A 14395-nucleotide genomic window follows, 5' to 3' on the forward strand; every position below is an offset into this window, starting at 1 on the left:
GTCATCCAGTAGCCTCCATGCGCCGACCCAAGCCCGCACAGGTCGGCACCCGATCGCACGCCCAGCCACGCGGCCCCGCCGCTATCGAAGCCGATGCACAACGCGGTTAGACTACTTCGCCTTGCCGACGACGCCGCGCCCTCGCGACCGACCCGCCCATGTTCCAGTTCTTCGAACGGCTCGTCGATCCGTTTCCCGACGACGACCGCACGCCGCCCGAGACCAGCATCCCGCGTTTCATCGCCTTCTACGCGCGGCCGGTTTGGAAACTGCTGATCGCAACCGCCGTGCTCACCGCGGCCTCCTCGATCATCGAGGTGTCGCTGTACGGTTTTCTCGGCCATATCGTCGATTGGTTCTCGACCAGCGATCGCGCGCATTTCATCGCCGATAACGCCTGGCCGCTCGTCGGCATGGCAATCGTTGTGCTGGTGCTGCTGCCCGCGCTGGTCTTCGGCCAGGGGCTGACCACCTTCCAGGCGATGGCACCGAATGTGCCCATGCGCTTTCGCTGGCAGGTCCACCGCTGGTTGCTGGACCAATCGCTGACGTATTTCCAGGACGATTTCGCCGGCCGCATCGCCTCCAAGATGATGCAAACCGCCCTGGCCATCCGCGAAGTGATGATGAAGTTCGTGGACGTGTTGCTCTATGTGGCGGTCTATTTCGGCGGCGTCGTCGTCATGGTGGCCGGGGCGGACTGGCGGCTCGCGTTGCCGTTCGGCGGCTGGCTGGTCGGCTATATCGCGCTACTCAGGTATTTTCTGCCGCGCCTACAATCGATCGCCGAAGCCCAGGCCAATGCACGGGCCGAAATGACCGGGCGCGTGGTTGATGCCTATACCAACATCGGCACGGTGAAACTGTTCGCCCATACCGAGCGCGAATCCGACTACGCGCGGGCCAGCATGTCGTCGTTCCTGTCGACCGTGTACACCCAGATGCGGCGCATCAACGGCTTCTACGCCAGCCTGTATCTGTTGAACGCCCTGCTGCTGTTCGCCGTCACCGGGCTGGGTATTGTGTTCTGGAGCGAGCGTGCGATCACCGCCGGCGCTGTCGCCACCGCTGTCGGGCTGGTTTTGCAGATCAACGGCATGAGCCAGTGGATCATGTGGGAAGTGTCCAACCTGTTCGAGCACATCGGCACCATCCGCGACGGCATGGGCAGCTTCACCCGCAACCGAGCGATCGTGGATGCCCCGGACGCGCGCCCGCTGCAGGTCGCCGATGGCGCGACCGCCTTCGAGGACATCTCCTTCCATTACGGTCGCGACGACGCCGGCATCATCTCCAACTTCTCACTGTCGATCGCGCCGGGCGAAAAAATCGGCCTCGTGGGGCGCTCCGGTGCCGGCAAGTCCACCCTGCTCGCACTGCTGCTGCGCTTCCACGAACTCGAGAACGGCCGCATCACCATCGACGGCCAGGACATCACCGGCGTCACCCAGGCCTCGCTGCGCGAAGCGATCGGCATGGTCACCCAGGACACCGCCCTGCTGCACCGCTCGATCGCCGACAACATCCGCTACGGCCGCCCCGACGCCACCGAGGCCGAACTCTGGGCAGCGATCGACGCGGCCCATGCCGGGTTCGTCTACGACCTGACCGACAACAAGGGCCGCCGCGGGCTCGACGCCCACGTCGGCGAACGCGGCGTAAAACTCTCCGGCGGCCAGCGCCAGCGCGTCGCACTCGCCCGCGTCATGCTCAAGAACGCCCCCATCCTGCTGCTCGACGAAGCCACCGCCGCGCTCGATTCCGAAATCGAAGCCGCCATCACCGAAAACCTGCACACCATCATGCAAGGCAAGACCGTGATCGCCGTCGCCCATCGGCTATCCACCATCGCCGAACTCGACCGCCTGGTCGTCATCGACCGCGGCGCCATCGTCGAAACCGGCACCCACGACCAACTGATCGCGCACAACGGCCTGTACGCGCGCCTGTGGGCCATGCAGTCCGGTGGGTTTCTCGGGGCAGCATCTGGCGTAAGCGCAGAGAACGCAATGCGCTAATCCACGAGCCCCAAACTACCTTTCAACACGCGCGCCGCCGTACGCACGGTTGGTTCATCAGCGCGCCTGCGGGGAACGGCCAGCTGCGCACGGCGTCTTCCTCGGCATGGTCGGTTCATCCCCGCGCCTGCGGGGAACGGGCAGGGTTTGCCAATGCGCCGATTACGATTCCGCGGTTCATCCCCGCGCCTGCGGGGAACGGGCCGGTTAGAATTTCGTCGCTCATATCGGTTTCCGGTTCATCCCCGCGCCTGCGGGGATGGAAGCCAACAATAAAGTCTGTCGATTTGCAGATTATAAGCAGTTGTTTTTATTGACTTCAAAAAGAGGACAAGTCGTCTAAAGTCTGTCCAGTAATTTGCGCCTTTTAATCATATAGTTACCGGGCAATCCGTGGATACCTCCGGCACACTTGGCGCCACTCGACTACAGCGGTATACGACCCAAAGCCGACATTCGCGGCAAGCTAAATTGACCCACGTGATAGCCCGCAGAGGAACTCGTCAGATTCGGACAGATTCAAGTCCGCCATGGGATCCGAGGCGGCATCAGACGTTCGCCGTCGAACCCTGTCACGGATCCGAATCGATCGCTACCGTTCTCCCATTGATGCTGTGCCTCACTGATCTCGGCCTTGCTGTGACCGACGAAGTTCCACCAGATGAAGATGTCTTCGTCGAGCGGTTCGCCGCCCAGCAACAACACTCGGGTATTTGCCTCGAGTTCCAGAGTAATGTCGTCGAGACCGCAACCTAGATAGGCGAGCTCGTTCGGTGCGAACGTATCCTGATCGATACGCAGAGCGCCTTCCAGGACCAGCACGCCATACTCAAAATCATTACGCACGGCCAGTTTGAAAGTGCTGGCATCCGGGCTGACCATGTCAGCTCCGACCAATGGCGAGAACGCCAGCGTCGGGGCCTCGCGGCCATTCAGGCACCCACTGAGCAGCGTGATATCAGCGCCCTGCTCTTGCCATCGCGGCAGACCGGGGTAATGGTCGAATCGTGGCTGCGTGTCGCGATCTGCGTATGGCAACGCGATCCAGAGTTGTGCCGCATGAAGCGTGGACGCATTCGCAGTCGACTCCTCCGTATGGGCGATGCCGTGGCCGGCGGTCATAAGATTCAATTCACCCGGCCGAATGACCTGTTCGCTACCGAGACTGTCCCGGTGAAGCACTTCGCCGGACAGCATCCAGGTAAAGGTCTGAAGCCCGGTATGCGGATGCGGGCCGACGCGCAGGCCGGTACTGTCGGCCGAAAATACCGCCGGGCCCGCATGATCGAGAAAACACCAGGCGCCGATCATGCGGCGGCCGCGCTGTGGCATGACCCGGTTGACCGGGATGCTGCCGACATCGGCCGTGCGGGCAGCGAGATGCTGGATCAATCGATGGCCGTCAACCACCGGGCACTCGCGTGACTCATACAGGCTTGGATTGTGCTCGGTATTGCTCATGGCATTCTCCGCGCTCGGTAAAACGATGCCGCCGCCGGCACAACGGCCAGCGGCGCCAATGAGCCCTTGTCAGCTTTCGTTCAGTGCTGCATCACGGCTTTGAATCAGGTTCGAGTAATGCGGCAAGTGGCTGGCAAGTATGCCCCCGAAGGCTTCGATATCGTTACGCCAATCGCGGTGTAATTCGCTGGCGACTGAAAACCAGTTCATCAGCTGTACGCCCGCCTGCGACATGCGATGCCAGGCGGCGTCACGCACCGCCGGGTTGAAAGTGCCCGACGCGTCGGTGACCACGAATACGTCGTAGCCAGCTTCAATCGCAGACAACGCCGGAAACGCAACGCAAACGTCGGTCACGACACCAGCGATCAGGACCTGGCTGTTGCCTGTATCCTTGATCGCCTGCACGAATTCCTCGTTGTCCCAGGCGTTGATCTGGCCAGGCCGCGCAATGTAGGGCGCGTTCGGAAACGCTTCCTTGAGCTCTGGCACCATCGGGCCGTTCGGCCCATCTTCGAAGCTGGTCGTCAAAATGGTAGGCAGTTCGAAGAATTTGGCGATATCGGCCAGCGCGAGGACGTTGTTTTTGAACTCGTCGGGCTGGAAATCCCGCACGAGCGAGAGCAGCCCCGCCTGATGGTCGACCATGAGAAGCGTTACGTCGTTCTTGTCGAGTCGTTTATAGGTGAAGGACATCGCACACCTCCGGTGCTTGGTGATAAAAGCGGGTCGTCCACACGGGCAACCCGCCACATAGAGTCATCGGTCCAGATTACGATGACTGGTTTTCGATTAGGAAGCCTGGCCGAAATGACCGGTTTGAAAGCCTCGAATCGAGTCTTCGATTTCTTCGGTCGAATTCATTACAAACGGCCCGTGGCCAACCACCGGCTCATCGATCGGTTGGCCGGTGAGCACCAGCAATTTGGCGTCGTTGTTGGTCTCAAGCTGGATCTCCGAGCCTGCGCGATCGAACAGAACCAGCTCGGCTTCACGCGCGATCTTGCTGTCGTTGACCTGCACAGTGCCGCTGAGCACGGCGACCATGGCCGTGTGGCCGTCCGGCACCTCCAGCGTCGTAGCGCCATCGCGGTTGAGCCGCAGGTCCCAGACGTTGATTGGGCTGAAGGTTTTTGCCGGCCCCTTGTGGCCGGCATAATCGCCGGCAATCACGTTGATCATGCCCGCTTCATCGGCGAGCTCGACGCCCGGAATGTCAGCGGCCTTAATTGATTGATAGCGCGGTTCGGCGGACTTGTCGGCCGCCCGCAGGTTCACCCAGAGCTGCACCATCTCAAAGCGTCCACCAGTGCGGGTGTAGGCCGGAGAATGGAACTCCTCGTGGACGATGCCGTTGCCAGCGGTCATCCACTGCACGTCACCCTTGCCGATCACGCCGCCACCGCCGGTCGAATCGCGATGGGCGACTTCGCCGTCGTACACGATCGTCACGGTCTCGAAACCGCGGTGCGGATGGGCGCCGACACCGCGCGCCCTCTTCGTGGGCGCGAACTCCCGCGGCGCCGCGTAATCGAGCATGAGAAACGGGGTGACGTGATGGGCGCCCATGCGGTCGTAGGTGAACAGCGAGCGCACCGGAAAGCCGTCCCCGACCCAGTGCGGAATAAATCCCCGTAATCGTTTTCATGATCGTCTCCTGCCGAACGTTCGGCATTGAATGCTGATGCCGGTCATCCTATGCCTGAGACGCACATTTGATTAGCGGGCTAGAATCAAACGCACCGTCTTACTGATGGAACGATCACATGCAGGATCTCAACGATCTGTTCTATTTCGTTCAGGTCATCGATCATGGCGGCTTTGCGCCGGCAGCTCGCGCGATCGGCGTGCCGAAGTCGAAACTCAGTCGCCGGGTCGCACAGCTCGAAAAACGGCTGGGGGTTGGGCTTATCCATCGCAGCACGCGTAATCTGGCGGTCACGGAACTGGGCCAAGCCTATTACGAGCACTGTGCGGCTATGCTGCTGGAGGCCGAAGCCGCCCAGGAAACGATAGACCGCTCAATCGCACAGCCTCAAGGGCTGATCCGCATGAGCTGCCCGCCGGGAATGCTGTGTTTCGTCGTGGCGGAGCAGCTTTCGATCTTCATGGCGCGTTACCCGCGCGTACGGGTCGAACTGGAAGCGTCGGGGCGACGTGTCGATGTCGTTCGAGAGGGATTCGATCTCGCGATCCGGGTGCGGTTCCCGCCACTCGAAGACAGCGAACTGAACGTGCGCGTGCTATCCGCCAGCCCGCAGCTACTCATGGCCGCGCCGTCACTATTCGAGGATTATTCGAGGCCCAAGGTGCCGGGCGATCTCAACGGGCTGCCGTCACTCGACTGGGTGCGGCCGGGCCATACGCATACCTGGTGTCTGGAGGGACCGCACGGCGCCAGCACACAGATCGATCATCGCCCGCGTCTCGTGACCGACGATCTCATCACGTTGCACCGCACTGCGCTCGCCGGCCTCGGCATCGTTCAACTGCCGTTGCTGGTCGGCGGACGACATATTACCGAGGGCACACTCGTCGATGCACTCCCAGGCTGGGCACCGCGCGGCGGCGTCGTTCAGGCGGTTTTCCCCTCTCGACGCGGTCTGCTACCCGCCGTGCGCGCGTTGATCGACTTCCTGGCGGAGCGCTTCGCGGATCAGGACTGTCTTACCGAGACCCATCGCGAAAATGGACTTTGATCTCGCTTATCGCCGGGCGACTGCACTGCCACGTCTCGGCCGGGTCACTGTGCGACTACTTACGCAGGTGGTAGCCAAGCCATCATTGCAGGGTCCGTGCAGAAAAATTTTCGCAACGGACTACCAAAAATTTGTCGACATTTTCGCCCCCTTTTAAAAATCATATCTTTAGAGACGACATTGCGATGGTCTTTATTGTTGGTTTTCAGGGAACGGGTAACGATCACATACACAAGCGCGCCGAGCCTCGGTTCATCCCCGCGCCTGCGGGGAACCGTGTTCGTTCTCGTTCTGGTGCGGCTTCGGCTGCGGTTCATCCCCGCGCCTGCGGGGAACGGCTTGTGACTCAAGATTTGTCGCAGGTTTCTAACGGTTCATCCCCGCGCCTGCGGGGAACGGTGACCGCCACACTTTCCACAACATCGGAAAATCGGTTCATCCCCGCGCCTGCGGGGAACGGGTCACACGCGAACCCGCCACGTTGCAATACAACGGTTCATCCCCGCGCCTGCGGGGAACGGTACGGCGCCATAGCCATTGGAATCGACGTTACCGGTTCATCCCCGCGCCTGCGGGGAACGGTCCCCTGATGTGGCTGACGTTCTTCGCGGCGACGGTTCATCCCCGCGCCTGCGGGGAACGGCTCGGTGGCGCCGGTAGTGCCGCTGTTTGTGGCGGTTCATCCCCGCGCCTGCGGGGAACGGCGCAGAAACTCGTTGTAGCTGTTGCGTTCCAGCGGTTCATCCCCGCGCCTGCGGGGAACGGCCACTACGACTACCGGCGCGGATTACACCACGCGGTTCATCCCCGCGCCTGCGGGGAACGGATACACCGTGTCGATATCCGCCTGGATCGCCTCGGTTCATCCCCGCGCCTGCGGGGAACGGAATGAAGCCTTCGGCCACGTCCATCATGGATTCGGTTCATCCCCGCGCCTGCGGGGAACGGCGATAGCGGCGCGGTCGGTGGGGTCGTGTTGCCGGTTCATCCCCGCGCCTGCGGGGAACGCTAGTGATGTCTGAAGATTGCTAATATCGGTTGCGGTTCATCCCCGCGCCTGCGGGGAACGCCTCATGACGATGCCGTGCGTGCGGTCCGTGGCCGGTTCGTCCCCGCGCCTGCGGGGAACGCGAGCGCGGCTTGTATGCGGCCGACGTGGATATCGGTTCATCCCCGCGCCTGCGGGGAACGCCTGGTTCCGGGTCCAGACCACCCGGCCGAATGCGGTTCATCCCCGCGCCTGCGGGGAACGCGCCGCTATACCGATCGCCGTAGGCATGGTGTCCGGTTCATCCCCGCGCCTGCGGGGAACGCAACGGCGCCAACATCAACATCCGCAAAACCGACGGTTCATCCCCGCGCCTGCGGGGAACGCTAAAAATACATCGCTGTTTTAACAGGGATTTTAAAGACAGACCAAAAGTACCAACCTGAACGCCGGTATTTCAGTGCTGTTAAAGAGCGCCATCTGTGGTCGTATTTGTCGTTCGACGACCTTACCGAGGGTAGCCTCTCCGGTTGCGTCTCGCTCGTAAAATGTCCGCCGGGGCGGCAATCAACCCAGCGTGATCAGCGTAATCGCCACGGCGGCGGCCAGGAGCCCGCAGGCCTGCGCCGCGTTCCATCGTTCGCCGAGGAAAATGCGGGCGAGAAGGATGGTGACGGCCGGATAGAGCGCTGTCAGCACAGCGACGATCGACAATGGGCCACGCCCGGTGGCGGTCAAAAACAATAGATCGGCCGCGCCGCCGAACACGCCGGCCGTAAGCAGGAGTGCGAGAGCGGCGGTATCGACACGGATGGGGCGCGGCTCTTTCAGAGCGAACGGCAGGATCAGCACGCCGGCCAGGGCAAGGCCCGGCACGAGCGGCCAGAATCCGGCCGCGGCGCCTGCCTGATCCAGCGCAATGAACAAAACGGCGAACCCGGCGCCGCTGATCAAACCCTCAAGCACGCCCGGGCGCGTCTTGGTTTTCGCCGCTGTATCGCGATGCCAGGAGACGAGCCCGATCGCAGGCAACGCGAAGACGAGGCCCAGGCCGGCCAGCGATGTGAGATGCTCGCCCAGAGCAATCCCCGTGAGCGCGGGGACAACGGCGGCCACCACCGCCGACAATGGCGCCACGACGCTGATGCGCCCGACGACGAACCCGCGATACAGCGCCATCGTGCCCGCGGCGCAACCGACGCCGGCAACCAGCCCCCACCCTAACGCCGATGCCGTGAAACCGTGATGCGCCCCTACCGTCACGGCGATCACCGCCATCAGAAAGGCCACGATCTGCACGAACAATGCGACCACACCCGCGCCCAGCCGCCGCCCGCCCACACCGGCGGCGAAATCGCTCGCGCCGTAGGCTACTGCCGCCAGCAATCCCAGAATAACGGCCATGTTGACGGCTGGACTGAAAACCAGGGGCGAAGACCGTATCAGAAAGCGCCTGGCCGTAGCCGGCCGCGCTCAACGTCGCAGATGAAACCTCCCTTCCTTGATCCGCCTCCGACTGGATGAGTCCGGCGATACGGCCGGCGCGGTTTATCCCAGGCCCCGGGCCGTCCCGGGCGCAACGACGGGGCCAACCTGGCGCCCACCCTAGCCCCGCAGACGCGGCTGTGATCAAAAGACCAGCACATGTTGGCGGGACTGGACAGCTAGCTCATGCGCCGCGCTGTTTCTCCCCGACATCCTTCAAGGCCGGAAACATACGACAGGCAAGCATCAGCTGCATTCGCCCGTAGCAACAAACGAGGTCTTGGTCGTCGGGGGCCTCGCCCTGCGAATGCAGGGCCAGCATATGCTCCAGCGCGCAGTACAGGTTATGTATCACTTGCGGGGCACACTCCGCCCCGACGACCTGTCGTTCCAGCTCCGAGATAGGGCTATGCTGTCCACCGCAGGCGTGCGGCCGGTTTCGAACGGTTGTACCTAATGGCTTCTCCGGCTCATTGTTTCGGGGTACTTGCATATCGCGGCCAGCCAGTTTGTCGCGTTGTTTGTTAGCGCGCTGAGCAATGCTCACCGCCTGCCACGCAGCCAAGCGAGCATCGCCATACTAAAGCGTGAGCACTTTACTACTCATCACATTTATACATCAAGCACTATATTACTTACCTTAGGCTCTACGGATCAATACCCGACGCGACCCCCGGAGACTTTAGACGCCAGCGGACTCGGGCCTGCGGCCTGATTGCGTGCGATAGAAGAAAGCAAAAAGCCGCCAGGCTTTCCCATGAACAGCCACGGACAACCATTTCTTGCGGAACGCGGCGCAATCGGTCACACCTCAGCCCATCGCCACAGCATATTGCGAAGACAAACACCGCCGACCCCCGTCAGGACCGCTCGAAAGGATTAGAGCGCACACAGGACAAGGCGCCAGAGGCCGCACCACATCGTCATGAGCGAATAACAGCGCCGAAAGCGAACGCTCACAATCACCAGCCCTTCGTGTTGCGTAACACGGCGAAAGGACCCTTAGACTGCCCCGGATCCGCCCTGCTCGCCACCAGGCCCGATATTCCGGCCATAATAGGCTTCGCGCTCAGCGACACGGTCGATGTAATGCCGCCCCTGGTCGGAGGCCTTGGTGTAACACAGGAGCAGATGCTCGACTGACGGCAAATTAACCAGCTGCTCGGGCAGGCGCGGCAGCATCACATGCCATATATTCAGATCGAAGGCGGCGGCCAGCTTGTCCACGGTTGCCAGAGTGGGCTGTTTTTCCTGATTCAGGATATTGCTGATGCTTTTCTGGCTGACACCGCTTTTTTGCGATAAGCGCCCCTGCGACCAGCCCTTGAGGCCCATCAAATGTCGCAGATTATGCGCAAGAACCTCCCGCGGGTCGGGACGGGCGTCACCCATGCAGAGCACCTTGATTGTCGATCACTTACCCCGTCGCTCATGCTATGCCCCCGGCCCAGTACTAGGGTGTCGCCTTTTTCAGTATTAAGGTACTGGCCGATCATTGAAAGATTCCTCGCGCGCTGCTGCTTCACACCCCGGCATTGCTATCGCGGCCCAAGTGTTGTCAGCCGTGGCTGACGCCATGGCGCGGCCCATGACGATGCATGACGCGCAGCCACACCCCACACATACACGACGATTGTCGCGGTTTCGCTATTGGTCAACGCATCGAAGCGCCCGAGTGCCCCCTATAGCCAAACGGCTATCGCGCCCTTCAGCCGCTGTATATGGCATCGCGCGGTGCGCTTACTGAATTGGCCGCGGCGGCCAACCCGCAACGGTTCGCAACGACAGGATAGCCAGCGTGCTTGCTCAGCCTAACAACCGCGTCACGACCGGTGCTCGTCCGGCTGCTCATCCAGAGCCAGCCCCACCGCGACGGTCAACGCCTGGGCCAGGCACATCGATGCCGTGAGCGAGCGGAAATTATGCATCTCGGCGTCGTGGACTTCGAGACAGACCGTAGCGTGTGCGGCCACCGGACTGAGCGGGCTGTCGGTGAGTACGACGACCGGCGTGCCCTGTTCGGTGGCGTGCCGAATGGTTTCGGCGGTCTCCTCAGCATAAGGATGAAACGAGACCGCGAACAATACATCATCGGGCCGTACGCGCGCGGTCTGCTGCGCCAGCATGCCGCCAAGCCCGTCGAGCAGGCAGGCATTAGCCTGAATCCGGCTGAGCGCATAGGCCATGTAGGTCACCACCGGGAACGACCGGCGATGCCCGCAGAGATGGATGCACTCAGCGCCGGCCATGATCCGCGCCGCCGACGCCAGGCCTTCGGCATCGATCTCGTCGGCGAGATGATCGAGCGCCATGCGATTGGCCTGGCAGAACTGGCGCAACACGCCGTGGGGCGTGAGCGCCTGGGTATCGTTTTCTTCTTCGCGGCGCAGCCGGCGCAGGCGCTCGCTATAGCTGGACGCGGTTTCGGCCAACCGGGTCTGGTACACCCGCTGCAGCTCGGAGAACCCGGAATAGCCGAACGCCTTGGCGAAACGGATGATCGCCGAGGGCTGCACACCGGCCCGGTCGGCGATAACCGCCGTGGTTTCCAGCGCCATGTCGTTGGGATGGTCGACAGCGAACTGAGCGATCTGCTGCAGTCGCTTACTCAGGTTCTTGTATTCGGCCAATATCCGGCGCTGTAGCTCGGACGGCGTTTCCGGTGCCTGTTCGGTCATGACTGGGTCGGGATCCTCGGGTAGTGTATCGACGCGCGCTCGGCGCGTGCCCCCTGCACATACTTATTTTCTGGAATAAATGCATCACAAATCAAATAATCGGTTCAAGCAGAACGCGCTTCATGCCCGAAACAGGCGCCGTATCCGTAATTTTTTAATGCTTTTTTGGCGACGATAATACATCGCGCTTTTGGCATGTTTATATCAATACCAATAGCCACGTATCTGTGATTTCGCGCCAAGAGGGCATCACATATTCCACGGTGTGACGATGACCGCGCGGCTGGCCTCGCTTTCGGCAGCCCGGCCATGCCGACGGAAACACAGCAGGTGCTGGATCGCCCGCGCGGCGTCGGCCTGCAGGTCGTGATCGACCACGGCGTCGATGCGCCCGGCGCGCAGCAAGCCGCGGTTTTCGTCGTCGAGATCGTGACCCACGAAAACCACATCGCGATCGCCCGCTTCATCCAGCGCGCGCAACAACCCGCGGTTGCCACCGCCCATGCTATAGATGCCGGCGATGGGCCCACGTGCCGTACGCGTGGCACGGGTGAGTTCGTAGGTTGCCTGATCGAGGCCATAGCCGCCGTCGATGACAGCCACCTCGGCGCGCGGGCAGCGCGCGGCCATGAAGTCGGCGAAGCCGCGCCAGCGATCGTGCTCGCCGTGAAAACCGCGGCTGCCGAGGTTCGCCAGCACCATGCCGTCCCGCTGGCCAAGAAAACGCGATAACAGGAAAGCCGCGGTCCGCCCGGCCGCGGCGTTGTCGATACCGACATATGCAAGGCGGCCGCTGGCGCCGATATCGGTGGCAAAGGTAACGACCGGAATGCCGCGCGCCGCCAGCGACTCGACCGCCGCGACGACCGCCGGGTGTTCGGGCGCCTTGAGTATCACGCCATGCGTGGCCTTGCGTTCCAATGCGTCCAGATCAGCCGCGATGCGCTCGGGGCTGATGCGTTCGTCGGCATGGAAACGCGGCGCGATACGCAGCGGCGCCATAGCGGCAGCGGCCGCCACGAATGCGCGGCGCACCGCCTGGCTGAACCGTTCCGGGCTGTTGAGCACCACTTCGAACGTCAGCCCGAGGCCAGCGGGGATGCCGGCTTCGGCCTGCTCTTCGAGTTCCCGGATCGCCGCGTCCACTCGGCGCCGTGTCTGCTCGTGGACGTGCGCACGGCCATGGCGCACCCGATCCACCGTGGCTGCGCTCACACCGGCCTGGGCCGCGATCTGTTTAACGGTGAACCGGTGCGTCACGCGTTTTCGCCGAGCGGCCCGTCAGTCGACCCGACGGCGGTCGAGCTGCGCGGCAAGTTGCGACTCGAACGTATCCGCATCGAGCTGTTCGCCGACCGCGCGGATCAATAGTTCACATTGCGTCTCCGGCGCCAGACCGGCGGTCGGCTGATCGCGGTCCAGATTGGTGGGAAAACCATAGCCCTCGGCCGTAGCCTTGGCGGTGCGCACGACCGTATCGCGCTCGCCCTGGCGTTCGCGCCGGCAGAGCTCGGCATAGATCGCGCGGCACATCCGCGCCCGGTCCAGGCTGCCCATCGCCCGCCCGAAAGCGGAGGAAATCTGGAGCAGGTTCGCCATCCGGCGGATATCGGCCGAGCGATTGCTGCCGGCGGCATGAAACAACGCGGGATTGAAGAACACCGCATCGCCCGCCGCCAACGGCAGCTGTACGTGATGCTCGCTAAAGTAGCGCTGGAATTCGGGGCGGCCGGTGGCAAGAAAACCCAACTCATAGCGCTGGGAATACGGCAGATACAGCGTCGGCCCACTCTCCACGGGCATGTCGCAGTGCGCGACCGCGCCCTGGAGCGTCAGCTGCGAGGCAAAGCGATGGATATGCGCGGGGAAGCGTTCCGCCTGCTCGGTCGACATGAAGCCAAGATGATAATCGCGGTGCGCGCTCTGGGCGTCGCCACCCGGGTTCACCACGTTCAGATCGGAAGTGACCTGATACATCGGCCCGAGCCAGGCCTCGCTGATCAGCTCAATGACCGGGTTGGCGTAGTAGTCGACATAAGCCGCGGGGTCGCGCTCGGCCAGCTTCTGCTGCACCCGCCAAACGCGATCATTGGCCCCCGGCTTGGCGAAATGGTCGCCGCCGGCCACGCCGGCCTTACGCTGTTCCGCGATCATTTCATGAAAACGCGCAGTGGCCCCGCCGAGCGCGTAATCATCAAACGCACCGCTGAATACTACAATGCCCGGCCCCTCGAGCATGGCCTCGACCAGCTCGGCCTGCAGATCGGCGCGGGCCTCGGCCGGGAGCGCGTCCACGTGGCGACCGTTGTAGATCGGTACGTTCTGTTCGATGCGTTCGGCCAACGGATAGTCTTCGGGCCGCGTGGCGCAGTCGAGACTGGCCACGAAATCCTCGAGGTTGCAATCGTCGGCGTGCAGCCAGACACGGCTGGCTGGAGTGGTATGAGTTGTCGCGTTCTGATTCTTATCGTGGGCCAGCATGGCGCTCCTCCTGTCGTCGCGGGGATCGGATCGATGTCGTGATTCGATTATTTGAGCCGAGCCGGGCCGCGACAACGCGAAAAGCCATCAAAAATACCTCAGGGCGGATAACGGCCGCCCTGATTACGGTCGAATCCTCAATTTAACTTTTACGCTCGAGCCGAGCGTCGGATTACGCGACCTAACATATCGACTTGGACCTGTAGCAGCTCGTTCATTTACAGGCCGCTTATTCCAAGATTATTCATATTTATCAGATATTTTAATAATTAATATCGAGTGAGTCGACGGTCCATAGCATCGGCTGCTACTTTGAAAAATAAATTATCTTTTTAAATCTTTGAGGGTGTAGACAAAATAACTGCCGGTAATAAAAGCAATATCAGACAGTTACGTAGGTCGGATTAGGTGCTTGCACCGTAATCCGACAGCCAAGCCTCAAAACCCACGGATTGAGCGTCGGATTACGCGCTGCGCGCTAATCCGACCTACTTTTAAGGCATTGTTTTCCAAGTAGTTAGACAGAGTAAGGGTTTGTCTACACCCTCTTTGCCATCTATGCAATCTGCGAATAAAACAAAGAAA

10 protein-coding genes and 1 CRISPR repeat array are annotated in these 14395 nt (G+C 61.9%); of the genes, 2 read left to right on the forward strand and 8 right to left on the reverse strand.

Features of this window, described 5'->3' with window-relative positions:
* Nucleotides 1-158: 158 nt before the first annotated feature.
* Entirely contained in the window at nucleotides 159-2018 is a 1860-nt protein-coding gene (locus tag SALB1_RS17945) for an ABC transporter ATP-binding protein (protein WP_109995096.1), read from the forward strand.
* Nucleotides 2019-2537: 519 nt separating this feature from the next.
* On the opposite strand, the gene SALB1_RS17950 is transcribed toward SALB1_RS17945, so the two are convergent.
* The 3 genes from SALB1_RS17950 to SALB1_RS17960 all read right to left on the reverse strand — a co-directional run bounded on the left by SALB1_RS17950 (nucleotide 2538) and on the right by SALB1_RS17960 (nucleotide 5048).
* Nucleotides 2538-3479 carry a pirin family protein gene (locus SALB1_RS17950; RefSeq protein ID WP_109995097.1) on the reverse strand — a complete coding sequence of 314 codons (942 nt, stop codon included), beginning with the start codon at nucleotides 3477-3479 and terminating at the stop codon, nucleotides 2538-2540.
* 69 nt (nucleotides 3480-3548) lie between these two features.
* The gene (ycaC, locus tag SALB1_RS17955; protein WP_109995098.1) at nucleotides 3549-4175 is read right to left on the reverse strand and encodes an isochorismate family cysteine hydrolase YcaC; all 627 of its coding nucleotides are present in this window, start codon (nucleotides 4173-4175) and stop codon (nucleotides 3549-3551) included.
* A gap of 96 nt (nucleotides 4176-4271) precedes the next feature.
* Nucleotides 4272-5048: a pirin family protein gene (locus tag SALB1_RS17960; RefSeq protein ID WP_179950747.1), complete on the reverse strand. Its 777-nt coding sequence runs from the start codon at nucleotides 5046-5048 to the stop codon at nucleotides 4272-4274.
* Between the two features lie 197 nt (nucleotides 5049-5245).
* On the opposite strand from SALB1_RS17960, the gene SALB1_RS17965 reads away from it, so the two are divergent.
* Nucleotides 5246-6178, forward strand: a complete 933-nt coding sequence (locus tag SALB1_RS17965; protein WP_109995099.1) for a LysR substrate-binding domain-containing protein — start codon at nucleotides 5246-5248, stop codon at nucleotides 6176-6178.
* Nucleotides 6179-6426: 248 nt separating this feature from the next.
* A CRISPR array of direct repeats spans nucleotides 6427-7553; the repeat unit is 28 nt; unit sequence CGGTTCATCCCCGCGCCTGCGGGGAACG.
* 180 nt (nucleotides 7554-7733) lie between these two features.
* Here SALB1_RS17965 and SALB1_RS17970 read toward each other — a convergent pair.
* The 5 genes from SALB1_RS17970 to SALB1_RS17990 form a co-directional block, all read right to left on the reverse strand.
* Entirely contained in the window at nucleotides 7734-8570 is an 837-nt protein-coding gene (locus SALB1_RS17970) for a DMT family transporter (protein WP_109995100.1), read from the reverse strand.
* A gap of 1083 nt (nucleotides 8571-9653) precedes the next feature.
* Nucleotides 9654-10043: a helix-turn-helix domain-containing protein gene (locus tag SALB1_RS17975; protein ID WP_109995101.1), complete on the reverse strand. Its 390-nt coding sequence runs from the start codon at nucleotides 10041-10043 to the stop codon at nucleotides 9654-9656.
* Between the two features lie 431 nt (nucleotides 10044-10474).
* Nucleotides 10475-11329, reverse strand: a complete 855-nt coding sequence (locus tag SALB1_RS17980) for a MurR/RpiR family transcriptional regulator (RefSeq protein WP_109995102.1) — start codon at nucleotides 11327-11329, stop codon at nucleotides 10475-10477.
* A gap of 249 nt (nucleotides 11330-11578) precedes the next feature.
* Nucleotides 11579-12589 carry a LacI family DNA-binding transcriptional regulator gene (locus SALB1_RS17985; protein WP_109995103.1) on the reverse strand — a complete coding sequence of 337 codons (1011 nt, stop codon included), beginning with the start codon at nucleotides 12587-12589 and terminating at the stop codon, nucleotides 11579-11581.
* A 21-nt stretch (nucleotides 12590-12610) separates the two neighbouring features.
* Nucleotides 12611-13810 carry a phytanoyl-CoA dioxygenase family protein gene (locus SALB1_RS17990; protein ID WP_109995104.1) on the reverse strand — a complete coding sequence of 400 codons (1200 nt, stop codon included), beginning with the start codon at nucleotides 13808-13810 and terminating at the stop codon, nucleotides 12611-12613.
* Nucleotides 13811-14395 lie beyond the last annotated feature (585 nt).

The sequence above is a fragment of the Salinisphaera sp. LB1 genome (assembly GCF_003177035.1).
GTDB lineage: Bacteria > Pseudomonadota > Gammaproteobacteria > Nevskiales > Salinisphaeraceae > Salinisphaera.